At 40.1% G+C, this 26422-nt stretch carries 27 protein-coding genes; 13 read left to right on the top strand and 14 right to left on the bottom strand.

The window, feature by feature from the left end:
* Positions 1 to 129 precede the first annotated feature (129 nt).
* Both Q7657_RS05455 and Q7657_RS05450 read right to left on the bottom strand, forming a co-directional pair.
* On the bottom strand, positions 130 to 1188 hold the full coding sequence (locus Q7657_RS05455; protein WP_107166192.1) for an endonuclease/exonuclease/phosphatase family protein: 1059 nt from the start codon (positions 1186 to 1188) through the stop codon (positions 130 to 132).
* A gap of 56 nt (positions 1189 to 1244) precedes the next feature.
* Positions 1245 to 1889 carry a 3'-5' exonuclease gene (locus Q7657_RS05450; RefSeq protein WP_107166191.1) on the bottom strand — a complete coding sequence of 215 codons (645 nt, stop codon included), beginning with the start codon at positions 1887 to 1889 and terminating at the stop codon, positions 1245 to 1247.
* A 222-nt stretch (positions 1890 to 2111) separates the two neighbouring features.
* Between Q7657_RS05450 and mrdA the strand changes: the two genes are divergently transcribed.
* Positions 2112 to 4091 carry a penicillin-binding protein 2 gene (gene mrdA / locus Q7657_RS05445; protein WP_053989219.1) on the top strand — a complete coding sequence of 660 codons (1980 nt, stop codon included), beginning with the start codon at positions 2112 to 2114 and terminating at the stop codon, positions 4089 to 4091.
* 103 nt (positions 4092 to 4194) lie between these two features.
* Here mrdA and Q7657_RS05440 read toward each other — a convergent pair whose 3' ends face one another.
* The 3 genes from Q7657_RS05440 to Q7657_RS05430 all read right to left on the bottom strand — a co-directional run bounded on the left by Q7657_RS05440 (position 4195) and on the right by Q7657_RS05430 (position 7142).
* The gene (locus Q7657_RS05440; RefSeq protein WP_107166190.1) at positions 4195 to 5925 is read right to left on the bottom strand and encodes an ATP-binding protein; all 1731 of its coding nucleotides are present in this window, start codon (positions 5923 to 5925) and stop codon (positions 4195 to 4197) included.
* A complete protein-coding gene (locus tag Q7657_RS05435; RefSeq protein WP_107166189.1) occupies positions 5925 to 6461 on the bottom strand; it encodes a heme NO-binding domain-containing protein in 537 nt (178 codons plus the stop codon). The genes Q7657_RS05440 and Q7657_RS05435 overlap by 1 nt, the downstream gene beginning before the upstream one ends.
* Positions 6462 to 6620: 159 nt before the next feature.
* Complete coding sequence (locus tag Q7657_RS05430) at positions 6621 to 7142, bottom strand: hypothetical protein (protein WP_107166188.1); 522 nt, start codon at positions 7140 to 7142, stop codon at positions 6621 to 6623.
* A gap of 301 nt (positions 7143 to 7443) precedes the next feature.
* Here Q7657_RS05430 and Q7657_RS05425 point away from each other — a divergent pair, with 301 nt between their 5' ends.
* On the top strand, positions 7444 to 7887 hold the full coding sequence (locus tag Q7657_RS05425; RefSeq protein ID WP_107166187.1) for a lipoprotein: 444 nt from the start codon (positions 7444 to 7446) through the stop codon (positions 7885 to 7887).
* Between the two features lie 526 nt (positions 7888 to 8413).
* On the opposite strand, the gene Q7657_RS05420 is transcribed toward Q7657_RS05425, so the two are convergent.
* Positions 8414 to 9205, bottom strand: coding sequence for a nitroreductase family protein (locus Q7657_RS05420; RefSeq protein ID WP_107166186.1), 792 nt, complete (start codon positions 9203 to 9205; stop codon positions 8414 to 8416).
* 186 nt (positions 9206 to 9391) lie between these two features.
* Here Q7657_RS05420 and Q7657_RS05415 point away from each other — a divergent pair, with 186 nt between their 5' ends.
* A complete protein-coding gene (locus Q7657_RS05415; RefSeq protein ID WP_107166185.1) occupies positions 9392 to 10360 on the top strand; it encodes a nucleoside hydrolase in 969 nt (322 codons plus the stop codon).
* A 149-nt stretch (positions 10361 to 10509) separates the two neighbouring features.
* On the opposite strand, the gene Q7657_RS05410 is transcribed toward Q7657_RS05415, so the two are convergent.
* A complete protein-coding gene (locus Q7657_RS05410; protein WP_107166184.1) occupies positions 10510 to 10848 on the bottom strand; it encodes a cytosolic protein in 339 nt (112 codons plus the stop codon).
* A 590-nt stretch (positions 10849 to 11438) separates the two neighbouring features.
* Between Q7657_RS05410 and Q7657_RS05405 the strand changes: the two genes are divergently transcribed.
* Together Q7657_RS05405 and Q7657_RS05400 are read left to right on the top strand one after the other, a co-directional pair.
* Entirely contained in the window at positions 11439 to 11783 is a 345-nt protein-coding gene (locus Q7657_RS05405; RefSeq protein ID WP_009705215.1) for an antibiotic biosynthesis monooxygenase family protein, read from the top strand.
* 674 nt (positions 11784 to 12457) lie between these two features.
* Positions 12458 to 13108: a hypothetical protein gene (locus Q7657_RS05400; RefSeq protein ID WP_107166182.1), complete on the top strand. Its 651-nt coding sequence runs from the start codon at positions 12458 to 12460 to the stop codon at positions 13106 to 13108.
* A 315-nt stretch (positions 13109 to 13423) separates the two neighbouring features.
* Here Q7657_RS05400 and Q7657_RS05395 read toward each other — a convergent pair whose 3' ends face one another.
* A complete protein-coding gene (locus tag Q7657_RS05395) occupies positions 13424 to 14440 on the bottom strand; it encodes an IS110 family RNA-guided transposase (RefSeq protein WP_107167511.1) in 1017 nt (338 codons plus the stop codon).
* 114 nt (positions 14441 to 14554) lie between these two features.
* Between Q7657_RS05395 and Q7657_RS05390 the strand changes: the two genes are divergently transcribed.
* The 4 genes from Q7657_RS05390 to Q7657_RS05375 all read left to right on the top strand — a co-directional run bounded on the left by Q7657_RS05390 (position 14555) and on the right by Q7657_RS05375 (position 17197).
* Positions 14555 to 15214: an AbiU2 domain-containing protein gene (locus Q7657_RS05390; RefSeq protein ID WP_146146405.1), complete on the top strand. Its 660-nt coding sequence runs from the start codon at positions 14555 to 14557 to the stop codon at positions 15212 to 15214.
* A 497-nt stretch (positions 15215 to 15711) separates the two neighbouring features.
* Complete coding sequence (locus Q7657_RS05385; protein ID WP_107165911.1) at positions 15712 to 16302, top strand: SMI1/KNR4 family protein; 591 nt, start codon at positions 15712 to 15714, stop codon at positions 16300 to 16302.
* 115 nt (positions 16303 to 16417) lie between these two features.
* Positions 16418 to 16678, top strand: coding sequence for a hypothetical protein (locus Q7657_RS05380; protein WP_107165910.1), 261 nt, complete (start codon positions 16418 to 16420; stop codon positions 16676 to 16678).
* A gap of 54 nt (positions 16679 to 16732) precedes the next feature.
* On the top strand, positions 16733 to 17197 hold the full coding sequence (locus Q7657_RS05375) for an ASCH domain-containing protein (RefSeq protein ID WP_107165909.1): 465 nt from the start codon (positions 16733 to 16735) through the stop codon (positions 17195 to 17197).
* A gap of 116 nt (positions 17198 to 17313) precedes the next feature.
* On the opposite strand, the gene Q7657_RS05370 is transcribed toward Q7657_RS05375, so the two are convergent.
* The 3 genes from Q7657_RS05370 to Q7657_RS05360 form a co-directional block, all read right to left on the bottom strand.
* Positions 17314 to 18411 carry a YdcF family protein gene (locus tag Q7657_RS05370; RefSeq protein ID WP_107165908.1) on the bottom strand — a complete coding sequence of 366 codons (1098 nt, stop codon included), beginning with the start codon at positions 18409 to 18411 and terminating at the stop codon, positions 17314 to 17316.
* A gap of 246 nt (positions 18412 to 18657) precedes the next feature.
* Positions 18658 to 19347 (bottom strand): hypothetical protein, encoded by a 690-nt coding sequence (locus tag Q7657_RS05365; RefSeq protein ID WP_107165907.1) that lies wholly within the window; start codon positions 19345 to 19347, stop codon positions 18658 to 18660.
* A gap of 153 nt (positions 19348 to 19500) precedes the next feature.
* On the bottom strand, positions 19501 to 20364 hold the full coding sequence (locus Q7657_RS05360; protein WP_107165906.1) for a LysR family transcriptional regulator: 864 nt from the start codon (positions 20362 to 20364) through the stop codon (positions 19501 to 19503).
* A gap of 191 nt (positions 20365 to 20555) precedes the next feature.
* Between Q7657_RS05360 and Q7657_RS05355 the strand changes: the two genes are divergently transcribed.
* From Q7657_RS05355 to Q7657_RS05345, 3 genes are all read left to right on the top strand, one after another.
* Positions 20556 to 21149 (top strand): glutathione S-transferase family protein, encoded by a 594-nt coding sequence (locus tag Q7657_RS05355; RefSeq protein WP_498826470.1) that lies wholly within the window; start codon positions 20556 to 20558, stop codon positions 21147 to 21149.
* Positions 21150 to 21246: 97 nt separating this feature from the next.
* Positions 21247 to 21564 carry a divalent-cation tolerance protein CutA gene (gene cutA / locus Q7657_RS05350; RefSeq protein WP_107165905.1) on the top strand — a complete coding sequence of 106 codons (318 nt, stop codon included), beginning with the start codon at positions 21247 to 21249 and terminating at the stop codon, positions 21562 to 21564.
* A gap of 264 nt (positions 21565 to 21828) precedes the next feature.
* On the top strand, positions 21829 to 22851 hold the full coding sequence (locus Q7657_RS05345; RefSeq protein WP_061014062.1) for a methylenetetrahydrofolate reductase: 1023 nt from the start codon (positions 21829 to 21831) through the stop codon (positions 22849 to 22851).
* Between the two features lie 120 nt (positions 22852 to 22971).
* Here Q7657_RS05345 and Q7657_RS05340 read toward each other — a convergent pair whose 3' ends face one another.
* From Q7657_RS05340 to Q7657_RS05330, 3 genes are all read right to left on the bottom strand, one after another.
* Positions 22972 to 23271 (bottom strand): hypothetical protein, encoded by a 300-nt coding sequence (locus Q7657_RS05340; RefSeq protein ID WP_008989477.1) that lies wholly within the window; start codon positions 23269 to 23271, stop codon positions 22972 to 22974.
* Between the two features lie 152 nt (positions 23272 to 23423).
* Positions 23424 to 24896, bottom strand: coding sequence for a DASS family sodium-coupled anion symporter (locus Q7657_RS05335; protein WP_107165904.1), 1473 nt, complete (start codon positions 24894 to 24896; stop codon positions 23424 to 23426).
* 119 nt (positions 24897 to 25015) lie between these two features.
* Positions 25016 to 25891 (bottom strand): LysR family transcriptional regulator, encoded by an 876-nt coding sequence (locus tag Q7657_RS05330; RefSeq protein WP_107165903.1) that lies wholly within the window; start codon positions 25889 to 25891, stop codon positions 25016 to 25018.
* A 103-nt stretch (positions 25892 to 25994) separates the two neighbouring features.
* Between Q7657_RS05330 and Q7657_RS05325 the strand changes: the two genes are divergently transcribed.
* On the top strand, positions 25995 to 26369 hold the full coding sequence (locus Q7657_RS05325; protein ID WP_107165902.1) for a YybH family protein: 375 nt from the start codon (positions 25995 to 25997) through the stop codon (positions 26367 to 26369).
* Positions 26370 to 26422 lie beyond the last annotated feature (53 nt).

Below are 26422 nucleotides of genomic sequence, written 5' to 3'. Positions count from 1 at the left end.
GTGCTTTAGCTAAAAGCTCAGTATTAATGAAGAAAACGATTGATAGCTAATAACAGTATCAATCGTTTTTTGTATTTGCAGTATACGAAGTACCCGTAATGGAAGAAGTGTGGTATGTGTATTAAGCGTTTATTGTCGAAGTGACAATGTCACGGTAGGGATCGCGTGATCGGTGCTGTAGCCATCAATATCAAAATACGAATCGACTAAATGCTTATCTTCCGTGTGATAGTCACTCACCTCAAACAGTGAGCCCAAATAGCCCGCATTAAATTCCTGTGATAGCAAAATATAATCTAATACTGAGCCTTTACCATTGTAATAATGGGTCGCAGGACGTGGCTGTGATTCATTGCCACTAACAGAAGTAAACAGCTTCCAGCCATCATACAAACAGTAAAAATGGATTAAACGTTCAATTTCACTATCTGACATACCAAACACACTTGTTGCGACGAGTTGCTCTAAACAACTGCTTGATAGCGTATCGTTAAAGTCGCCAAACAAGATCATGGGATATTGCGTTTGCTCACGACGTTTCACCATGGCTAATTGTAATAATGCCGCTTCTGATCCTCGCTGCATAGCAGAGCCCCAATTGCCGAGACGTTGACGAATAAAGCCTGATAATGCGGTATCTGCTGGGGTGATTGTCTCTGGTAACGGCTCATCAAACAACGAACGCTTAGATTTAAGGTGAGTCACATAGCAATCTGTCGCACCAATATGTGGAATATCAATCGTGGCACGTAGTGGCTTGCGGCTAAAAGCAAAGGTATTCCAGCCCATTAACTGTGCTGCTTCATTGTCAGCTTCAACGGCACAGGCTTCTAAAATCGGGAACTTCGATGCAATTGCTACCACGGGGCTACGATAGATGAAATCGCCTTCTACAATGGGAGTATCAATGGTGGCAAAGTGAGGGTAGCCAGCCTCAAGCAATAAGGCTTTCAAGTTATCAATACTAAATACTTCTTGAAAACCAATGATATCCGGTTGCTGTGCATTAAGCGTAGCTACAATCCAACGTTGCTTTTTCTGCCATTGCTCTAAGCTATAAATATTTTCAAAGTCATAGTACGCATCAGGCGGAGCAAGATAGTTTAGCAAGTTAAAACTCGCGACTTTTATTTTTGACTGAGCGATAGGCGTAGATGATGAAAGTGGTAGATCAGTCTGTGGCAACATCGAATTCTCAGTATCGTAATAAAATGAATAGCAAGTATTACAGTGTAACCTAATAATTAACAGTAGCTGCTAAGTAAAGCTGCAATCTTTGCTTTAGGTGTTTTTGCTAACTTCATCATCAATGCAAATGGAATGGTTTTAATGCCATATTGCTGTTTAATATCGTCAAGCATTACAAGCCATAATCGTGCAGTCATTTCTGAGTCAGCTAACGCACGGTGGAAAACACCATTATGGTAGATATTTTTATAATCGACTAATGTTCCTAATTTATGGTTAGGCGCATCTTGATATAAACGACGTGCGATCAGCATAGAGCAGGTAAACGTACCACCATAGTGACGGTTAATTTGCTCCAACTCGGCATCTAAAAAACGTTGATCGAAAGAAGCGTTATGCGCAACTAAATTGGCATCACCAATAAAATCAGCAAACTCATTCATCACTACCTCACAAGAGGGCGCAGTACGGAGCATGTTATTACTGATCCCCGTGTAGCCTTCAATAAAACTACTGACACGAAAACCCGGATTCATGAGTTGTTGAAATTGACCAACAATTTCACCGTTTTGTAGTTTTACTGCACCAATTTCAATAGCGCGATCCCCTTGGTTTGGAGATAAACCGGTCGTTTCGAAGTCGAGAATAACAACATTATCAGCAGCGCAAGAAAGGCCATTGGCTGAGTGAGAAAGGGTCATGGTAAAGCCTGTTACAAAGAGAAGAGCTTCATTTTAGCGACCGAAGAGAGCTTGTAAACTGCGAAAAGTGAATTTATTAGTGGGAGTAAGGTCAAATTATCGTCAAACAGCTATCGTGTTATTACATTCTACCGATAGATCGAGCATTATACGAGATAGGTATAAATAAAATTCGTTATATCAACGAGTGCATCTAGCCATTGAGATCTCATTAAGCATTCTATGAAGAAAGAAAGAAGTCAGTTTCGCGATCATGATGCCGAAGCATCATTGTTTAATCGCCGTGCAGTCGTTTCATTTATTGGGATAATTATCTTATCGTGTGTACTCATTGGTAACCTGTACCATTTGGAAGTACAAGACTACAAAAAGTATCAAGCTCGCTCGAATGATAACAGTATTAAAGTGATCCCAATCGCGCCAACCCGAGGCCGTATTTACGATCGAAATGGGATCATTCTTGCTGAAAATGTACCTGTGTATTCACTTGAAGTGATCCCAGATAAAGTGGCGAATTTGCCAGAAACATTAGCCGGGCTGAAAACCTTGCTCGGGGTGACTGACGATGAAATCGCAGCTTTCATGAAAGATAAAAAGCATACTCGTCCGTTTAAGCCAGTTACTTTGATCGACCAAATGACGGAAAAGCAGGTTGCTGAGTTCTCGGTTAATGAATTTCACTACCCAGGCGTGGATGTTGATGCGCACTTTGAGCGTTATTACCCATATGGTTCAGCGCTGACTCATACCTTAGGTTATGTGGCAAAAATTAATGACCATGACATAGAATCACTAAAAAAGCAGGGTATTTACAATAACTACAAAGCTACACGTACCATAGGTAAGCTAGGTATCGAGCGTTACTATGAAGACTTATTACATGGTCAATCTGGCTATGAAGAAGTCGAGAAAAATAGCCATGGTCGTATTATTCGTACACTTAAATATGTACCGCCTATTTCGGGTAAAGACATTAAGTTAACTATTGACTTAAATCTGCAGCTTTATGCAAACAAGTTACTAACTCAAGAAGTGAAAGATCCGAAAACGGGTAAAATGGTAACGAAAACGCGTCGTGGTGCAATTGTGGTGTTAGATCCACGAGATGACTCAGTGTTAGCGATGGTTTCAAGTCCAAGTTACGATCCAAACTTGTTTGTTCACGGTATTTCATCAAAAGAGTACAGCAAACTATTAAATAGCCCAGCACACCCACTGGTTAACCGTACGACGCTAGGTGTGTACCCACCGGGCTCTACAGTGAAACCACAAATTGCAGTCGCAGCGTTAGCAACAGGGGTGATCACGCCAAATACTGTACGTAACTTTCCGGGCTGGTGGAAAATTCCAAACAGTAACAGCCGTAAGTTCCGCGATGATGTTCGTTGGGGACACGGTAGCGTTAACGTCTACAAAGCTATTGAACAATCAGTAGATACCTTCTTCTACCAAGTGGCTTATGACATGGGTATTGATCGTTTATCAACGTGGATGAATAAGTTTGGTTATGGTGAATTAACCGGAATTGATATCCGTGAAGAGACATCCGGTAACATGCCAACACGTGAATGGAAACAAAAGCATGTTAAACAGCCTTGGTATCAAGGTGATACGATCCCAATTGGTATCGGTCAGGGTTATTGGACAGCAACACCAATGCAAATTGCTAAAGCAACATCAGTCGTTGCGAACTCAGGTGTCGTGCATCGTCCTCACTTACTGTATTCGATTATCGACGGTAAAAATGAGAATATCGTGAAGTTTAAAGACTTCCCGAAAGTTGAGCCTGTACCTGAGCAAGATTGGAAAATTGCCCAAGAAGGTATGCATTTAGTAACCACCAAAGGTACGGCACGTAAAGAGTTCCAAAACCTTGGTTATGAAGCAGCAGGTAAAACCGGTACGAGTCAGGTTTACACCATGTCTGATAACGAAAACTACGATGCTAACGAAGTTGCTGAACATCTACGTGACCACGCCTTGTTTACGGGATATGCACCGTTTAATCATCCGCAAGTATTGGTATCAACCATTCTTGAACACGGAGGTTGGGGACGTAATGCCGCACCGATAGCTCGTAAGATCATGGATTATGTTTTGGTAAAACCGACACTACATCCTGACGCTCAAAAGCAAGATGGTGATGATAAATCGGCAACACCTGTGGATGTCAGTAAAACAGCAGAAGTAAAAACAAGTTAATGATTTGAAATTATCATCAACGAATCAAAAGGTCACTTCGGTGGCCTTTTTGTTATCTATTTATATCTTTTCTCTAGTTTGTGTTTGTGCCGTATTTCTTCATTTACTCGATGGAAGCCCCCCAAATTGTCAGGATGTCATGAAGCTCAGAGGCAAGATAGGGCTTACATAAAATATCGTTCATACCGGCATCAATACAGGCATCACGTTCAGCACTTGTTGTTCCTGCTGTTAAAGCAATAATTGGTTTATCGTAGCTATTCTTACGTAGCGCTTTAGTGGCGGTATAACCATCCATAACGGGCATTCGACAATCCATGAGAACAATATCAAACGATTCTGTATCAAGGAGCTCAATCGCTTGCAGACCATTATCGACAATCACAGGGTCTATTTTGACTTTATTGAGCATTAATTGAATGATCATTTGATTGGTTTTTAGATCTTCAACTACCAAGACTTTTAAATGCTTGAGTGGGATCTTCTTCGGTTGTTTTTTCTCTAAATGAAAACCAGTGGTTTGGCTTATTACTAACGGCAAAGACACATAAAAACACGCACCTCGCCCCAATGAGCTTTCCACCCGAATAGAGCCACCCATTTGCTTGCAAAGTTGTTTACAGATCACTAAGCCTAACCCTGTGCCTTCATGGCTACGTTTACTGGTGATATCAACTTGGCTAAATGGTTTAAATAGTTTGTGTTGGTCGGCTTGCTCTATTCCACAACCACTATCTCTGACAGAAAATTGTAGCTTGTTATCTTCCCACCACAGCTTGGCATGAACAAAACCATCACTAGTAAACTTAATCGCATTTGAAATTAAATTAACGAAAATTTGTTTGATCCGATCTTCATCCCCAATCAAAGCAGTAGGCAAATCTGGTGAATAGTAAATATTGAAATCGAGTCTTTTCTCATTGGCTCTATGAATGAAAATATCTTCGAGTTTAGTTGCGAGTAAATGGCTATCAAAAGGTTTTTCAATTAACTCCAGCATATCAGCATTGATTTTGCTGTAGTCGAGCAAATCGTTAATGATCGCCCGTAATAACTCGCCAGAGTGATTTAACGTCGTTAATAGTTTTAATTGATGATTATCAAGAGAGGTATCGTGTAATAGCTCGGCAGAGCCTAATAAACCATTTAATGGGGTACGTAACTCATGGTTGATCATGGCAAGAAAATCACGGGTAGATTGTTCTGATTCTTCTGCTCGTTTTTTGGCATTGATCGCTTGGTGAAACGTAATTAACCGCCCAATCGCTGAACGGAGTAATTCACAAAACAGTGCCATCTGCTTTTGAATGGCATTGAGCCTTTCTTCAGAAGAGATGATCCTCACAGCAAATACCCCAATATTGCCAGAAGGGGTGTGCAGGTTATTCCATAGAATATGCTTATCACATTCCCAATAAATATCAGTCGTATCAAGAGTAACCGGAGGCAACCATTCTTGCATACGTCCACTGCTGTATTTACCTGAAATAGTAATTTCATCGGTAGGGTAGACAGAGAGATAACACCCAGTGATATAGTTGCCATCAACTAAACTGTCTAGCAACTTTTGAATGTTTTCAGCGGTCGCACTTTCTTTTAAAAACAGCCGAGCATAGCTGAGCAGTAAATTTTCCATTCTGTTTTGGTACGCTAACAGTTCAGAATCGAATTTTGCTTGCAGCTTTAACTTCTCTAAAGAATCATTAAGCATCTGATTAGTGTTATAAAGCTCGTGGCTTTTCGCTTCTAATAGCTTTTCTGCCACTAAACGTGCTCCATGCTCTCGTTCGAGTTTACGTTGTAATAATTCAATATGTTTTTCATGATCAATCATCAATTATTACTCAACAATAAATGAAACCGGACATGATTCTTCTGATCTGTCGGCTCTAACGTAATCTCAATGGCTTGGTTAAAATAATCGGCACAGCCTTTCAATAAACCAAGACAAACATAGCCCATACAACGAGCAGAGTGGTAATCCATCGTCATCGTCGTTTCTGTTTCATTGGCAAATTCAAAACTTGGCGGGGTGGTATCAGGGTAGAGCTTTTTAACTTCTTGATGAATATAGGTTTCGACGCTACGAATAAAATCAAACGTATTAGAATCTACAAAGTGATAGTTGGGTAGCAGTTGTAATAGGCGAGGGAACACCGCGCGACCAAAAGTCTGTTGCAATTGTTCGGCAGAAACACCAGTGACTTTACTTAGGCAGATAATTAACTTAACTAAGCGTTGGTGTTCATAACTACCAACTGCAGTATATGCACCAGAATCCCCTGCTAGATCTAGCATAGATTGGCACACTTCAAGATCGAATGTGTTTTCGACAATATCGATAAATTCAGTAAAAATGATTCCTTTCATACTCGTCACCAGATGATCAAAATATATTTATATTTTATTGAAAATATAGAACATTATTTAGTATGGCAGAGAATGAAATTTCGTCAAAAACAGAAAGCGAGTAGTGGAAGGCGGAAAGTAATAACGAAGCCTATTGCAGAATAAGCCTCGCCATTGCCATTATTTTTGTAACGTGACCGATTGGGAGGTTTGCTGTGCGGTATGAACCAAATAGTTTTCCATCTCTTCCATCAGTTGATCTTGATTTGGCAAAGGTAGAGCATAAATATCTGACACAAGGCTGTGATGCTCACCTTCTTCTGAATGATTAAAGATCATGCCACAAGCTGCAGGCTTACCTTTAAAGAACCCTACATAAAGCGTGGCTTCTGCATCAGGCTCGAACATAATTTGCGTTAAATACTCAACAATTGCTTCTTTTTCATCGTCATTTTGCCATTGGCTGGCACGTACTAATGAGTAACGGATAGTAAGGGGATGGCAATCAACAGGGTAAAAAGACAGAGAAGGATCTGAAGAAGTAACAGGAGTATCGACAACGTGTGCGGTTAACTCAGTTTGGGACAGTTGATACAGATTTAATCCCTTCTCACTTAACGGTGTTGGAAATTCAGCATCAGTAATATGGCTTGCCATCCAAGCATTTTTTAAAGTAATCAGTTTTTCTGTAATAACTAGCATAGATTCGCTTCTTTTATTTAACTAACTACACCTTAACCTAAATACGCGAGAGAAGGTATGTAAAATCTAGTAAGTGATTAAAAATTAAACGCTTATGTAAGTGAGATGTCAGTATTCTCTTAGCTAACCGAGATTTGACCAATTTCAGATACTTTTTGCATCTATATTAGATAAGGTTAGACCCACAAGTGACTTGAAATAGCGTTATCTTATTATTTCCAAGCGTTAATGCGACTTGGGTATAAGTGTTTGTACCGTGGCTAGGGGAAATGATGCGGTACATCAATCTAGGAATGAGAAAATGAAAAAACTACTATTAGCGACTTCAATTGTTCTACTACTGGCTGGCTGTAATGATAAAGCGCCTGAAGAACAACAAACAGAAGCGGCACCAGCAGCAACGCAAACCGTAGCAGCAGAACAAACACAAGCACCTGAAGCGCAACAACTGCCTGAGTGGATTTCTGGCGATAAAGTAGAATCACCACTTAATAACATTGTAGTCGGTGATAAGTCATACAAAGCGATGTCTTACTGTATGCCAAATAACTGTGCGGGTGATTTCATGATCACACTAACAGGCCAAGATAAAAAAGAATATTCCATGGTTGTGCATGTGAAAGACACCGATGGCGCAATCACTAAGCCTAGCAAATACGCAACTTACCAGTACATTGGTAACCCAAGTGACGACATGAAAGGCTTACTACAGCAAGCACTATTACAGAACCCTAACTGGAAATAATCCCGTTAGTATTTTGTAAATACGTAGCTAACACAAAAAACGTGCCTAATTTTGTTAGGCACGTTTTTTATTTTCATAATAAAGCATTACTGCTCAAGCCTCATAGAAGACAAGTTCATTGTTATGAATATGATATCTGTAAGCGAGGACGTTTACACAAGAGGCAATCTTCGGTGTATGGTCGTGTAAATAGGTTTCTGTACCTAAGGTAAACAAAACAAAGAATGATCGTATAACTGTTACAAGATGTGTATAAGCGATAAATTTAATTGTTTTGATAATGTAAGTTTGGATAACCCCTAATTTATTCCCAAAAAGCATTAAGACGATGAAATTATTAATACTAGTATCTTGTTTACTACTAACGGCTTGTAGCGTGTCATCCAAAGCAGGATCGCCAAAATGTATTCCACTTCCAATGAGTGTTTATTGTGGTAATAGCTAGTTATTATTGTGATCAGAGAAATAGAAGCTAGGTATAAATGGCGGAAGGCTAATTCGTTCCGCCACATTTTTATTAAGAGGATCAGTGTTTAATAATCACTTCGCTATTATCAACACGATGGCGGTCGCCATAAATGCCATCTTCAGCGCGAGGACCACAGCCAATAATCATGGTGATCTCATCTTTCGGGTTTAAGCCAAGCAGGGCTTTTGCTCGCTTAGAATCAAAACCTTCCATCGGACAGGTATCGTAACCTTCCGCACGCATAGCCGTCATAAAGGTCATTGCAGCAAGGGAAGTGCTTTTGTGTAAACACACACGTAAATCTGCTTTACTCACTTCACGTACCATCGGCTTTTTACGCCCCAAATATGCCACAATCACCTTACGAATTGCGCCCATAATGCCTAAACGATCATTACGGTAAACAAACGGGATCAGTTTTTCATAATACTTTACAGCACGTTTAGACGTTGCATCTTCACGCCCAGCAAACGCTTCACGAATTTGTGCGGCATTGCGTTTAGCACGTTCTTTCCATTTATAAGGTGTCGTGGTGATAACAATTAACTCACGGGCGGTTTTTGCTGCGTTTTGCCCCATACATAGCTGTGCGAGTTGTTCACGCTTATCATCGCTTACCACGCGGTGGAATTGCCACAATTGCATATTAGAGCTATTTGGCGACAGCGTTGCTAATTCTAATGCACGTTGTACCGCATCATGATCAAAATCCGCCCCTGCATCATATTTACGTACTGAACGACGGCTATGCACTAAATCCGCATAGTGTTCAGCTGCGGATGCTGTTGGTAACGGTGATGTGGCTTGCGGTTCAGACACAGTGCGTTCTTTTTCAGGGGTATCAATCATGCTGTAAACAACCTACTCAATAAGAAAATAGCTGTGCGTATTTCTACCTGTTATTGAGATGTTAAGCAAGTAAGTTCATGTATGAAAAACGATAGCTTAGAACCTCACCATGAGAGTAAAGTCACTTTTATCAGTATGATTTATAGGTATCGTTTCCTTCTTTCAGTTATTTAATTGGAAGGTGATATGGCAAAGAAAATCATCCTAGATACAGATCCGGGTATCGACGATGCGATGGCAATCCTATTTGCCGAAGCGCATCCAGATATTGACCTTATAGGGATCACCACTGTTTATGGTAATGCGACGATAGACAATGGCACTCACAATGCGCTCTATTTGAAGCAGAAATTCAGTATGAAGGCAGTCGTCGCGAAAGGTACGGATAAGCCCTTAATCAGAGATCCTGTTGGAGCAACAGTGGTGGTGCATGGTGAATCAGGTTTTGGGGATGTGACAGCACCTAACTCACTCGATGTTAAAGCAATTGAAAAGCCCGCTTATCAGTTCATTATTGACAGTGTTCGAGCAAACCCTGGCGAGATCACTCTTGTGGCTGTCGGCCCTCTAACTAATCTTGCTCTTGCACTTAAAGCTGCGCCTGACATTGTCGATTTGGTAAAAGAAGTGGTCGTGATGGGTGGTGCGTTCGGTGAAAATGATCACAGAGGAAATGTAACACCCTTTGCAGAAGCAAATATTCATGATGATCCTCATGCTGCTGATAAGGTGTTTACCGCATCATGGCCAGTTGTCATTATTGGGCTTGATGTGACGGAAGAGAGCTTTTTTACCAGCCAAGACCTTGATGAGTTACGAGATGACGCAGGCGAGGTAGGGCAATTTATCTGGGACATCAGCCGTTATTACTTAAGGTTTTATTCTCAAAAAGTAGGAATGGATAGTTGTCATGTTCATGATCCATCAGCCATTGCTTATGTTATCCAACCTTCGCTTTTTAAAACGCGTCGTGGTCCGGTAAGGGTTGTTACAGATGGACCCGCGGAAGGGATGACTATTCAGAAAGTGGATCAACGCAACTATATGAATGATGAGTGGAGCTTATTTCCAGCACAACAGGTTGGCGTACAAGTCGATAATAAAACGCTACTCTCACTCTACAGAGAGACAATAGTACAGTATTCACAGCAGTAAAGTGGCTTCCTGTCGCACACAGAACGCAAGGTGCGGCAGGACAATCCTTTATACCCAAGCATCTTGAAGTTACTTAGGTATATATAATTACCCTGCAATAGTGTAGATATACTCAAAGAAACAGTCTTATTTCAACTAACTGAATAATTTCAGTTTATTTGGGTAATCAAGGTTTGCTCGTCATCCACAAACGCCACAAAGCCACCATGATAAATAAACACACGACCACGCCCTTCAACTATGCAGGCAAGCTGTGGGTTTAAATCATCCTTGTTATTTGGGCTTTGAAACGTGCCTGTATCGGTAATTACGCCGTTGAGTGTCGGCAAATATCCATAAGTACGCTTGGCTTGATCAATCAGGCTCAACTCGCTGGTGGTTGAGAAACAAGCGGGGATATTACCTGCTTCTTCGATAAACATAGTTTTAAATTCTTCAAAAGCTGTAATCACCAGCCAGTCGATGTCGTTAACACGATGGATAAACATAGATTTTCTCGGTAGTTCTGATGTGAGGATTCTATCATTTTCAAACACTAATTCTATGTTATTTCCAGATATCTATGAGCGAATTTGAAATATGTTTTACCCATAATTTGTTCGATCAAATATTCATTCATATTGTATGAATGTGGTTTTGGATTGGTTTTATTTTCTGTATATATGAACAGTTATAATGAAAATCGTAAATTTTGCCGCTTAAGGTTCGTTTTTAATCAGAAAATTTTCTTAATTATCTCAGCAGGTGTTTTTAACGTATTGATATTAAATAGCCAATTTTGTTGTTTGTGTATTTAATCCGACGGACAAAATACCATTCTTACTTTTACCAAAGGAAATATATCGATTGAATGTGATTTTTTGCGACTAACACTATGAAACCTAGTGTTTTTATTTAGTAAAATGTTGAATATTTACAGTATTAATAAAGCGTAAAAGTAAGAATGCTTATTAATATACTGTTATGTGAATGGTGAAAAATCACAGAATCTAATCTCTAACTTCTTGCTATAACTCATATTTACAGCAGCTCAAATTCGGTAAAATGCTCGATTATATTAGTCGTAGTCTTGTGAGTTATGATCGCAGTAATTTTTGAAGTACAGGTAGCAGAGGGTAAAACTTCTGAATATCTAGATATTGCAAGCGAACTAAAACCGCTGCTATCAGATATTGATGGTTTTATCTCAATCGAACGTTTCCAAAGTCTAACAAATGACAGCAAGGTTCTATCTTTGTCATTTTGGCGTGACGAAGAAGCAATTCAAGAATGGCGCAATCTAGAATCTCATCGATTTGCTCAATTAAAAGGTCGTAGTGGTGTTTTTGAAAGCTACAGACTCAGAGTTGCAGGTGTCATCAGAGATTATGGCATGGACATACGTTCAGAAGCCCCAAAAGACAGTATCGACGCACACGGCTAAAATTCACATAACAAACTGTTCAAGAGGGATTCGCAACGCGTGGCATTTTCACTATGCGTTGGTTTTGGTGTTTAAGGTGGTTTGCGGCGGCTTCTGTATTGCGTTGCTCACCCCTTAACAGGGCGTTAGCTGTTAAAATGGAACGAGCTTATGTAAGGCCATTTTGACTCTTTGCTAAAATATGCGTGGCACTCCGAAGATTTGGTCAGGTAGCTTGAAAATCACTAACTTCGCAAGAGAATTAACCTATTCTAACGGCAGTGCAATTTTTCAAATAGCCACTGGACGACTAGAAACTTACTAATAAGGTTAATTATGAAATTTATTGTCCCTTTCTTATTTGCCTATCTTGGGTCAAAGCTGATTTTTAGTTTCTTCAACTTTAGTTATAACTTTATTTCAGACTCATTTGATTTAACAAATCTCCTCATAGACATTGGTGTATTTGCGGTGCTCTGGGTACTCGCTGAGTTAAGCTACAAAAAGTTTACCGAAAGAAGTCGTATGACAAACAGCTAACAAACTGCTCAAGACGGACTATCAACGCTCGGCGAATTCAGTTCAGGTTTGGTACAGTGTTTACGGTGGTTTGTTTGGGTGTAGTGGTTGCGTTGCTAGCCACTTAGCAGGGCGTTATAACGCTCAAAATAGTTCTGTGAAAATAGGAGTGGTTTGTGAATAATAATTTTACTATATCTGACATCTACGATGTGTTTAAGAAAAAAAGTTGTTTCTTATATCACGGTGTAGGGAATGGTATGGGGGCTGGTGCCAATACTAATATTGATCCATTGCAGCATCTAAAAAATGCGTTATCGACAAACTACGAATTGTGTTGTTCGACGATCTCAAGTGGTGATTCGTTTTATACAAAAAATTACTTTGGAGAACTTGGATTTATACTTAAAATTAAACATCCAGATTCGATAACTTATGTTTGTCCTAATGATGCGGGCTCAAGCAAAACTGCAAATAATCGTAGGCACACTACTCATGGTATTTCTCAGCCTATAGGGTTAAGTGATGTTGAAGACTCGATTACAAATCGAGGAATAAGTTACCCTAATCTTCCAGGTACAGCATGGAACGAATGGGGCGTTGAGAATTATGATGTGTTTGGGCTTTTCATAGATACGGGCTTGCCATTTAGCTTTTTTATTAATAATCAGATAGTAACAATTGGTCTGAATAATATAGAAAATGCATTTCCTGATATGAATATTTACGCAAGAGATCATGTTGGTGACTTGCGACAGGTATTTTATTGCCCTAAGAATCACATTTCTTGGGGAAGTAGTATTACTATTTCGAATATCTACCCATAGCGTTATAACAAAGCATTTAAGAGTGATTCGCAACGCTTGGCGTTTTCGCTTCGCTCAAGTATAGCCAAGCGCCGCTCACATATATGGTCTCCCTCTGTTTTGCAAGCCAGCAGTTTGATCAAAAGTGCAGGTTAACTACCATATATACGGCCTGTTAAATCGGCTTGTGCCTTGGCCAAGATGAGGCAGTCGAACACGAAGTCCTAATCACCTTATCGACTTTAAAAGCCAGTGTGAGCAGAAGGTTTTCATCGTGTAGGATTTTATCCTGATATTCATCTAACTACGTACTTTGCAAAGGTTGGTGATTGTTGTTTATGCTGGTTTATATTCCTCGCTTTTACTGATTACCGCCCAAGCTATCCGCATTAATTTATTGGCTAAAGCGACAGCCGCACGGTTTGCGCCTCGTCGCTTTTCAATATCTACAGCCCATAAGCTTAGTTTATCTGATTTAAATTTGGCTCGTCTTAAAGCCGCTCTTGCGCCATGAACAAGTAAGGAACGAATATAGGTATTGCCTTGCTTAGTGATACCAAGCAGCGTGGTTTTACCACCTGTAGAATTCTGCTTGGGTACAAGACCCATGGCTGCGGAAGCATCTCTTCCTGTTTTAAATTGTTGTCCAGAACCCATCCAAACAGCAACAGCTTGGCTAGTTAAAGGGCCAAATCCAGGGATTGAAGTAAGTAGTTTGGCATTAGCAAAATGCTGAATGGTGTGATTTAGCTTGTTATCAAACCAGCTTACTTGCTCGTTGATATAATTATATCTTTCATGTTGATGGTAAATGAGTTCTCGCAACATCGATGAAAGTTGATTCTCAGCATCTTCAAGGATACTTGGTATGGCTTTACCAAATGCTGTTTTTCCTTTTGGAATAATGATGCCATATTCCGATAAAAGTCCTCTAACTTGATTAATAAGACGAGTTCTTTCAGTGATAAGAAGCTTGCGCATTTTAATGACCGATTGAATATCTTGTTGCTCGATAGATTTATGCGGTACGGGATGATGTCTTTGATAAAGCGTTATTTCAGCGATAGCCTCGGCATCGTTGTAATCGTTCTTTTGTTTATGACGCTGGTTTTTTACATGTTGTGGTGGAAAGAGCATAACTTGATGCCCAAGTTTGGAAAATTCTCTAGCCCAATAATGTGCAGAGGAACAAGCTTCCATCGAGATGGTGCATTCATTTTGTTGTGCGATATAGTTTAGAAGCTTACTTCGAGGTAATTTTTTACGGCTAATATTCTTTCCTTTATGATTGATTTCAAAAAGAAAGAAAATACTTTTTGCTAAGTCGATACCGATGATTTTATTCTGAGCCATGGTCTTTACCTGCACATTGATTGAATATATCAAGCATGGCTCAAGACCATGCGAAGAGGTAGAGGGAGACCATCTCATCACCTTAATGCGGCGTTATGCCTCATGGAGAAAACTTTGACTAGCAATGATAAATCAGACGTTTCAATATATGCATCTTATGATGACTTCTGCAAAGCAAATAATTTGCCTTTGCCAAAGCGAGTAGAATTTGATCGATCCAAAGTAAATCAGCAAGAGCTCTCAGTGCTCAAGAAATACTTTACGGATTTGTGTACTGATTTAACGTTGTATAGCGAGCTATTTACTTCGCAAGAATCAGTAGATGTGTTGAATAAGTTCAACTCATTGGTGTTCTCACGAATTCAAAAAGCTTACATAGAAAAACTATGCCTAAGTATCGCTTGCTTATTTGATCCTGCTGAAACGAGGAAAAATAAAAACTTGTCACTAGCACGTATTGTGAAGCAGTGTGATTGCCCAGAGTTAAATGACAAGCTAGAGAAGTTGAATGAGCTTTACGTATCTACTGGTATCAAGCAGTGGAGACAAAAGTTGTTGGCTCATAATGATCTAAGGACATTGATGGGTACAAAACCTCTTAACCTACAGTTTGGGCACGAAGATATAGAGAATATTATGGAGCTTATTCAAGAAATCTTTGACGATATATCGGACCCGACAGTCTATACAGACATTAGAATTGTTTTGCCTTATGACAAAAATGGTGGTGCCTTCATAAGGAAGCTCCAGTACTTGTTGGAAGATGAGGCATAACAAATAAGGATATGTGTCAACAAATAAGGATATGTGTCGCGCAGCCGACACCTATCCGAAGTGTTGGACAAGCCCAAGCCACCTTATATAAGTAAATATTGGAAATAGCATGAAGGGTGATGACAAAAAGTAGTCGAGCGTTATCCTTGGTGTGAACCAATAACTTTAACACTCTGATTTATAGTAAAATCCTCTTTAGTTCTGCAGCGTGAAAGCCATTATCCTTATTATTGAACGTCGGTTATTTGGGTCGAAATCTTCCCGTTAATTGCATGACATGTTGGCAGCAGGGGCAAAAATTCTTTCCTTTATGATTGATTTCAAAAAGAAAGGAAATACCTTTTGCTAAGTCGATACCGATGATTTTATTCTGAGCCATGGTCTTTACCTGTACATTGATTGAATACATCAAGCATGGTTCAAGATCATGCTAGGAGGTAGCGGGAGGCCATCTCATCATCGTTATGCGGCGTTAGAACTAGGGAGGGTTATTAAATATGAAAACAGTACATCAGCTTCTCAACGAGCTTTGTGATTGTTTTGAAAGAAAAGGACACTTGGTAACTTCGTCATTATTAGCACCTTTAACTGAACAGGAACTTGAAGCTAAATGTTCAAGCTGGTTTCCAACTAAAATTCCAACTGCTATTAAAGATCTCTACACGTGGAAAGGTGGGCAGGAACATGACGGGTGGGAAGAAGAGTACCCATTTTGGTTTCGAGATATGAGCTTTATCAGCCTTGAACAGGCAGAGACTGAATATAGATCTATGAACCAATTTTATGGTGTTGATAACACATTAGAACATGATGGCGTTCTATTAAAAGACTGCTTCCCATTTGCTGCTTTCAATGGTGGTTGGTTTGTAATTCCTGCAAGTAAACACAAGTGGTCTAATAGTTTTGATGAACCAGTTATATGTGTTTTTCAAGGCATAGATTTGTATTATCACTCGATTGATAAAATGGTTAAAACGGCAATTGAATGTGTTCAATATCCAACGTGGACAACTGAAGACCCAGATACCCCTGAGGATGTAGAAATGAAAATATGGAAAAAATACAATCCAGGTATATTCGGAGAATAGTTCTAAGTCATCAAATTGGGCTTCAAATACACGGTATTCTCGCTTCGCTCAAGTATAGCCGTATGCTTTTCGTCGTTTATGTATACGGCTCTTAAAATAACAAAGGAATCTCGCAATGGATAATGTCGAGCATCAATTGTATTGCGGTAGTTGTGGGAAAGTTACACGACATAAACGTCAAGTTTTAGTTGAAAATCATCAAGTTCAAAAGGCTAAAAGTGGTTTTATTGCAGGTGTTAAGCGGTTTCTCAACCTATGTTTCGGAGAACCTTTAGAAAAGGGAATGTTAGATAAAAGCGAGTACATTTGCTCCATCTGTGGGGCAGTGTTCGATAAATCTAAGGATATACCAGATTTTACTGGTTATGATGATTAGTTGCTCTCACCCTTAAGAAAGCATTTATTTCTAATCAAATTTAGAGTCAACATCATGGATGAAAGAAGTAGAACCTACCTAGATCTTTATCTTAAATCGTTACCTAATGAAGTGGCATCAAACTATACATCATTTAGCTCAGACTATTTCTGTGCAGATGAATACAATGCAAATATATGTGCTGACTTAATTCTTCGTGATGAAAAACGAGCATCATGTAGCTTAGATTATTGGTACAGCGAAAAAGGTGAATTGTTGCCAGAAGTCGGTCATCTTCAAGTCGTGACCAATTGGGATGGTGTGCCAATTTGTATTATAGAAATCACCTCAGTCACTAAGTGTAAATACAGTGAAGTAACACCTGAGTTTGCAGCGTTAGAGGGGGAAGGAGACAAGACGCTAACGTGGTGGCGAAAAGCACATTGGAACTTCTTTTCAAAAGAGTGCATTGAATTAGAAATATCGCCATCAGAAGATATGTTATTGGTACTCGAGCGTTTTAAAGTTGTGTACAAATAAAGATATAACACTCTGTTTAATATCGAGTTATTTATACTTTCCTGAATGAACACTAAAAGCGATGCCACATAAGCTGCGGCATCGCTTTTATCTTTTATATCTTAAAAAGTTTAACCCTAACGCGACTCCAACGGATACGAACGGTAACTCCACATGCCGTAAGTACGCAGTGCATCACGGTAAATACCTAACAATTCACTATCACTTGGCGTTGCTAACTCTTTAAGTGGTTTATCTGGGTAACTGACCGTATCAAAGGTGATGTTTTGTGGGCCTGTCTGCCAGCTTGCGATTTCAAACAAAGTTTGACCACGACGAACATGGCTTGCTGAGCTAATAATAGTAGCGTGTTTAATGTGATGACGTGCTAACGCATAGCTACTAAATAGGGCATTATCAACGGTGCTGGTGGCGTAGTTCTCTTCAATAATACGATCTTTGCTAATGCCTTTTTCAATAAGCCAATCCGCCATTAGCTTACCTTCGGTTTTATGGTTCATTGGCACACCACCTGTTAATACGATTAACGCATCAGGGTTGGCTTTTGCCATAGCAAGGGTTGTTTCAAGACGTTCTACTAAGATTGGATGCATCGAACCATCAGGGTTTAGAGCATAACCTAAGGTGATGATTGCGCCTTTGTCGTCTAATTTGCCTTTAGCTGCTTTCTCTTTCAGTGGGGTTGCCACGATGCGATCAACGGTTGTGAAAATACGCTCAATATCTGCTGCTTTGCCCGGGTTTAATTTGGTTAATGTTGCCATGTGTTTGGCCGATTCAGCTTGATTGCCTTTGAAACGTTGCCAAACCGCAAGGTAGGCATGTAAATCGACATCATCAGGTGCAACCGAAAGAGCTTGTTGGAAAAGTGAAATGGCTCGGTCTGCATTCTTGTTGTAGATCTGTGCATTGGCAGCAGAGATCAGTAAATCGGTACGGTATGGCTCTAGTTGGTAGGCTTCAAGTAATCGGTTCGTTACGATTTCCATATTGCTTGGCATTTTGGCGGTAAAACCTGCATGGGAAACACGTGCCGGAGATTTAAATGCGGTTACTGCATCATTTAATAGTTGATCGACAACTTGACGCTTAGTGACGAATTGCGAGTAATCGGTAGAAGATTTAATGGTCGCGTCGTTAGCTGCAAAAGAATATGGTGCAGCGGTGAGTGCTAATACGCTACAAAGGGCTAGGGCAATTAAGTTGTTTTTCATCGAGATATCCAGAGGTTATTGCTGTTTATTGTTATATAAATGAATTTTTATTCTATTTTTAATCAGTATATAAACTGTGAAAAATATCCCGTTTTGTAACCTTTTGTTTTATCAATATTTGTTAGTGTGATTTATCTCATGTAATTGGTTTTTCACCGTTGATTATTGCGGTGCTTGCTTTTTACCGATGGTAATTACAAAAGCCCTGCTGTTCAGGGCTTTGATTGTTTTATGTGTTGCTAAAGGTTATTCCGTTAACGGCAGCACTACTTCCCCTGTGGTACTGGTCGTCCAATCAAAGGTTTTACCGTCTTTACCTGATAGTTTCGCGCTGCCGCCTGCAAGCCAGCTATGTTGATTGTTAGTATCTTCTTCATAGCTAAATGGGGTAGATGAAATAGATTCCATCGTCCAGTAGGTGACATCTATGGTTTTGTCATCACGGAAGAAACCTCTAAAAGTAGCTGTGTGGGTGTCGGTTGTTTCATCTTCTGTGAAGTGAATAGCGTTATCGTCTTCTAAGCGGTAGTTCAATGTGCCATCACTGATACTGGCAGCATGGAATTTCACATTGTCTTTGGTTTGGATTTTAAAGGTGCTTTTTGCGGTACGTGTTACTACCAGTTCACCACTGTTTAAAGAGAGGCTGGTGTATTGCGCTTGGCTGGCGCTGTCTTTGTAGTTGGCGATATTACAGTTAAAGCCGGTGAGAGCCATATCAGGATTTCGTTCAGATTCGGCATCAAAACATTGGCCTGCAATGTAAATAAGGACGGTGTTAATGTCGGTTGAAACTTGCGCGTAATGTTGTTTATCTTGGGTTGATAAAGCATCAATGTCTAACCCTATGGTGTCGACCACCACATCTTCAGCATCGTTTGAACCACACCCTATCAATAATGCCGATATGAACGCTAATAGGCTCCATTTTTTCATAGCATATTCCTGTTGTTATAGGTAAAAGATCTCCACAAAATTGTTCAGATCTCGGAAGTTATATTTTTGAGATTAGCTAAGGCTGGATGCGTTGATTGTCTTGAAAGTAATACTTTTATTAAGATTGTTTGCACGTCACAACATTGCGAGTGTTTAGCACTTTTCTGTCGTAAATTGTTCGCTTTGATAACGATCGATAATGCGGTGAATACTCTCTGAGCTGAGTAATAAATGCGGTTTACTAGGTAGTGATAACACGATATCGACCACGGGTAAGTTTGGTAAATGTGGGGCGGTGAGTTCGATTAAATCACTTGGCATGCTACATCTAGCCATAGCGGATATTGCTAATCCTTGGTGTACCATGCCTTTGTTAGCGGTGGCACTGCTGCAACAGCTGATCAGTTGGTAATGTCGATTACGTTTAATAAATCCTTCAATGGCGGCATCGTGAAATTTACAATCACGTTGAAATAACACGATAGGTAATGGCTGCTGATTAACGAGATCATGATCTGGCGATCCTACCCATATACCTTTATCGGTTTGTAGAAAGTAACCTTCTTGAGAATTGGGTGAACGGGTAACAATGGCGAGATCAAGGCGGTTACTATCGAGTAAATTCTTTAACCGTACACTGGGCGCACAGGTGATTTGTAAGCTGATATGGGGATGTTCTTGGCGAATTAGTGCCACGATACGAGGTAAAATTGATTCAGCATAATCGTCAGGGCAACCGAGCTGAATGGTTTGCTGTGGCAGCTTGTTTTTTAGCTCTAATAAGGCTTCATCATGTGTGGCGATGATTTGGCTGGCATGAGCAGCTAAACGTTGCCCGTCTTCGGTTAATACCAACATTCGTCCATCTTTGGTAAATAGTTGGGTATTAAGCTCTTCTTCGAGCTTTTTCATCTGCATACTGATTGCAGATTGGGAACGAAAACTTTGTTTAGCAACGCGAGTAAAACTGCCTGTTTCGACAAATGCTAAAAAGCTTCTTAATGCTTCAATATCCATATACATCCTTCCGTTTATCAATAAAAACATAGCGTTAAAATGAGACTATAACAAGAAGTAAATACTTCAATAATATTGATAGTTGGTATTTATATTTTGCGATAGTCGAATTGCCATTTGCTGTTTAGAGTAAATTTAGTGTTCGAGCAATAAATTGCTTAGTTGAGCTAAATATAAATCAAGGAGTGAATATGGTTGTCTATGGGGATTTACAGTCGGGAAACTGTTTGAAAGTGAAATTGCTTTTGTCACTGCTGGGTATTGAGCATCAGTGGCAACACATCAATATTTTGGAGAACGAAACCCATACACCTGAATTTTTAGCGCTAAATCCTAATGGCAAAATTCCAGTTGTGGTGTTGGATGATGGTCGGGTGTTGTATGAGTCTAATGCGGTTTTAAGTTATTTCGCAGAAGATACACCGTACTTACCGCAAGACAGTTTTCTAAAAGCCAAAGTCTTTCAATGGTTGTTCTTCGAGCAGTATTCGCATGAGCCTTATATTGCGGTAGCGCGTTACATTCAAGTCTATTTGGGGATGCCAGCAGACAGAGTCGAACAGTATGAAGCGTTACATGCAAAAGGGTATCAAGCCTTGGATGTGATGGAGCAGCAATTAGCACAAACACCGTATCTTGTTGGTGACGCTGTCACAATAGCGGATGTTGTTTTGTATGCTTACACCCATGTTGCATATGAGGGGGGTTATGATTTACGTGGCTACCCACACATTAAGCGTTGGCTAAAAGCTGTCGGGCAATTATGTGCAACTATCGTTCTATAAATGCTTTTAACCCCCATTCGGTAACGGCATTTTTAACCCATGCTTGCATTGGTGTTATGATAATCAAATAACAATAATATGATGTGAGTATGGAAATATGACTGAACAATATTGTGTGGTGATGACCACGTTTGCCAATCCGTCTGTGGGTAAAACCATTATCGATGAGTTGATCAATCAGCGTTTAGCGGCTTGTGTGCAAGTAATGCCGATCCAGTCTTATTATCACTGGCAAGGTGAGGTGAATTGCGATCAAGAACATCAGGTGATGATCAAAACTAAAACGGCACTGTTTGAGCAGGTAAAAGCGACAATTTTACAATTTCACGATTACGAAACCCCTGAAATTATCCAATTACCGATCACCAATGGATTAGGTGACTACCTTGCTTGGATCGATAAAGAATGTCGTTAATTTAATCACTTATATAAAATCAGTGACTTTTCTTTGATTTATCTAAAGGGTTTAGGTAAAACTAAAGCATATATTGTGTTGCAGATTTGATAAAAACTAATGGCTTAGGCTTTATGCAGCTCGAAAAATGGGCGAGATAAATCATAAAGGTAAGCTGCAACGCACAAGGATGAGATAAACCTCAGCAGAGATTGGCTGAGGTTTGAGACAAATTAAGCAGTAGAGCCAGATCAACTTACTGCGATAACAGGGAAGTGGTAATTTATGTCGGATCAATACCTATCATCACAAGAATCTGAACTGCGTGTACGTTATAACGACATTACACGTGGCGTTTATTTCATTGGCACAACGCCACCTAAAACCAGCACACCACTTGAAGATGTGGAAGGCATTGCTGATCGCCTTGTAGATCGTATTTGTGATTTAGCCATTGATGGTTTGATTGTTTACGATATTCAAGATGAAGCTTCACGTACTAATAAGCCACGTCCGTTCCCATTTAAGTCTACCCATGATCCGCGTCATTACTCATCGCTGTTAAATAAGAAAACAGATAAGCCTGTGATCACTTATAAGAGTGTGGTGCAGTCGGAAACTGAAGAGTTTGATGCGTGGCTAAATGAAGCGTGGGATGAATACCGTGTTCGTGACATGGTGCTTGTGGGTAGCCCGTCAGCGAAAAATGAGGTGTCGTTACCATTATCAGCGGCTTACCAAACCTTGGCGGATAACCGTAATAACTTCTTTACTGGCGGCATTATGATTGCTGAACGTCATGCTAAGAAAGGTAATGAGCATGAGCGTTTAATTGAAAAGTATAAGCAAGGTTGTAATTTCTTTATTTCTCAAGCGATTTACGACACCCAAGCGACCATTGATATCCTGACTCGCTATGCGATCGAGTGTAAAGAGCAAGGCTTAAAACCACAGCGTATTATCTTAACTTTCTCACCTTGTGGCAGTGCGAAAACACTGGAGTTTATTGAGTGGCTAGGGGTGAGCGTTCCTGAAGCAACCAGTTTACGTATTCTAAATGCAGAAAACCCACTGCATGAGTCGATTAAGATGTGTTGTAACAGCTTAAATCAGATCTTAGATGCGGTAGTGGAGTATGACTTACCGTTGGGCTTGAACATTGAAAGTTTAACTAACCGTAAAGAAGAAATTGATGGTTCGATTCTGCTGTACAAGCTGCTACGTTCTTCAATGGATAGTCACTTAGCAAAACATGAATTCCGTGTGTTAAAACGTAAAGCTCGCGCAAATAAACAAGCATCGATTTAACTTGTTTTAGTGAGAAAGCGTAATTAGCTAAATAAAGCGTTAAAAATGGCTACCGAGTTTAAAGAGCGGTAGCCATTTTTGTATCTGTTCTGTTTTCAATTCTCTTTGGAGAGAATGCCGTTAAGGTTTAGGAATTTGACAATTCTTCTCGCTGGCAGGCTCACAACCACCAGTACATAAAATATCACCCATTTGGTTTTTGATCGCAAAGCCACCATCTTGCTTAGAACATTGATAGTTACCTTGTTGATCTTCGATACATTGCCCTTTACCACACAGTGGGTTGCCAAGTTTATCCGCATAAATATGGCCAAAAGGTGGTGGGCAAACATAGTCACCTAAGGTTGTTTTTAGACAGTAGCTGGCACTCCATGAGGAGGCAGAGAATAGCAGTAATATCGATAATAGTAGAGTTCTCACAATCCATTCCTTTTTCTGCTTATTTGACGCTGTAACGTGCTGTAGCGCTCGATAGTCTTAGACAATTGTTCAAATTATAATGAAAAAAATGGCTACCATCTGGGTAGCCATTGTTATTATTTATTAGTGTTTCGTGAACGGGAATAGTTCAATTACATTAAGCCGAGTACCGACCACCAAGCTAAACCTGAAGCCATAAAGATGATTGCACCACCGATGGAAATCACCAAGCCGATCTTCATCCACTCTTTATCATTATGGTACTGATAGCCCATTAATAACGGGTTACGAGCGTGGCTGTAAGTGGTTAGGTTACAACCGATATTGGTAATACCCGCAACGGCGAGAATCGCAATTAATGGGTTCACACCTAATGCCATGAGAGAGCCGATGATAACAGGACCTAATGCCACCACTTTGGCTGTACCTGAAGCAAAGAAGTAAGCAGTTAACAGGTAAAAACTCATCATCACAATCAGAATTAATGTCGGGCCTGCGTTACCCATGCTGCTACTGATCATGTCTGATACGCCATGACCAACCCAACCAGTAAAGCCTAAGGTTTTTAGCTGGCTTGCCATACCCATTAATACCGCGAACCAAATTAAGGTATCCCAAGCGCCTTTCTCGGCTTTAACGTCGTTCCAATTTAAAACGCCAAGCACCAGTAGGGCAGATAAACCAATAAATGCAGCTGTGGTTGAGTGAAGGCTTAAGGCTTTACCGCCTACCCACATCACAATCAAACCAATGAATACGGCAATCAATTTCCATTCTGCTTGTGTCACTTTGCCCATTTTCTTTAATTCGGCACGGGCAAATTTTGGTGCTTCTGGGGTTTGTTTTGTTTCTGGGTTAATAAACTTGTACAGCACGAATGGGATGGTTAGCAGTAGCGTAAGTGCAGGAATTAATAAGTACATTGCCCAGTGGGTGAATGTCATTGTGATCCCAGCAACTGAGCTGGCAATACCCACCAATGCTAAGTTACCTGCAAAGCCTGTTTGAAAACCGACAGCTGATGCATCGTTCATTGCACTAACAGACGAGATCAAGTATTTACCTAACTTGGTGTCGTCTTTGTTGATGGTTTTGGCTAATGAATCGGCAATGGGAGAAACAATCGCAGAGCGTGCAGTATTACTTGGTGTCGCAGGGGCAATCAAGAAATCCGCAACCCCTAAACAATAAGCAATACGCAGCGATGACTGACCAAATAAGCTTAACAATACCAATGCAATACGACGACCTAAGCCTGTTTTAGCAAAGGCTCTGGCGATCATAAAGGCAATCACGATTAGCCAAATCAGGACATTATTAAAGTTGCTGGTGGCAGCCATAATCGCGGCTTTTGCTGAGGTTTCACCGCCAGCATGTAGCACGGCATAAACAGAAACGGAAATAACGGCAACAGCACCAGTAGGGAGTACGTTTGCGACAATGGCAGCAATGGTGGCAATGAAGATGATGGCGGTGTGGTAAGCAGCGAGTGAAAGCCCCGAAGGTGGAGCAAATTGCCAAGCGATAATACTTAAAAGAATGATAGCAAGAGAGGGTATGAGTTTTATCGCTAATAGCGGTTCTTTTGGAGTGGCTATAGCTGAAGATTGTTTCGCGTGTTCCATACTAAGCTCAACAGTAATTTTATTATGCCTTTATGGTATTTTAAAAGCGATTGTTTGCCTATGATCTGGATCACTGGTTATTCCCTCTGAATATATTTATTTTGGTGATATTAAATATGTCAGATATTTTCTGATAATTGTTTCTCTAATGCCGCAATACACAGTGTTACAGCCAGTGGTGCACTTTTATTAAAAGGGCTTAGCGCATAGATCGTATTGCTGGATAAACTCATATTTAGTGGTAGAGGAACAATAGTATTTTCCTGATGTGATCTGATTTGAGATAAATAAAAATCAGGAATAATACCAATCCCAGCTCCGGCTTTTATTAACGCCACGCAACTGTGAAAAGAGTTGGTTGTACAGTGCGCTTCTGTTTCATAAATCATAGTTTCCCCATTGGTTGCAGTGAATACGTGCTTAATGTGTTTGCCTTGCCATTGATTAGCTATGTAGGGTAATTGCTGAATATCGGTTGTGTTTAATTGCGCTGAACCACACAGTACGTCTTTAAATTCACCGAGTCGTTTTTGCTTAAGATTGCTGTCTTGCGATTGTCCCACGCGGATCGCTAAATCAATATCGTATTTCATGAGGTTAACGTGCTGATCATCGCTGATAAGCTCTGGTTTTAACTTTGGGTATTGCTTCATTAAATCGGCAATGACAGGAGACACCAAGGTATCCATCAAAGCATTCGGTGCGGTAATACAAAGCCTGCCTTGGGGCTCTGTTTGCATTTCTTGGGCTTGATCCCACGCAATATCAGCAATGGTATTGATTTCACGACAGCTTTGATAAAACACTTCGCCTGCCTGAGTTAGGGTATGGCGACGAGTTGTTCTTTTAAGCAACGTAATACCAAGTTCTTGTTCTAATGCTTTTAGATGCTGGCTGACAACGGATTTGGATAAATTAAGCTTATCGGCTGCTGCCGATACTGAGCCTGCCTCTACGATGTGAGCAAAGATCGACATTTGTCTTAGTTTGTTCATAATTGTTCTCTTTTATTAAACAGTCATTTCTATTATCTCTGTTTTTCGAAATAAGTGATATGGGTAATCTAGTTATCAAATCACTAAATAAACGGAGTAAATGATGGTTGATAATAATGTACTTGAAGCATGTAAAGCTGGACTTCAAGCGTGGCAAAACGCATTTAATCGTCAGGATGCAAAAGGCTGTGCAGAGCAATATAACGAGGCGTGTGTGATGGAAGCGCGTCCGTTTGGTATTTTTGAAGGTAGAGATGCGATTGAAAACTTCTGGCAAGGTATTATTGACCAAGGCTTTAATGATGTTAATTACACGGACGTGACTTGGGATCCCGCTGGTGATAATGGTTTTATTTTGTCAGCAAAATGGACCATGAATAAAGCATTTGGTGTGGTACATAAAGAGCTTTGGGCGATGCAAAGTGATGGTAGTGCTAAGCTTGTTTCTGATTGCTTTGAAGTGCAAGGTGAGCGTTAAAACACGCAGTGATTGGCGATAATAATAAAAAGATAATGCCATAAAAATAACGC

Source organism: Candidatus Photobacterium acropomis (assembly GCF_030685555.1).
Taxonomy (GTDB): domain Bacteria; phylum Pseudomonadota; class Gammaproteobacteria; order Enterobacterales; family Vibrionaceae; genus Photobacterium; species Photobacterium lucens.
This window is presented reverse-complemented; position numbering and strand designations above follow the sequence as displayed.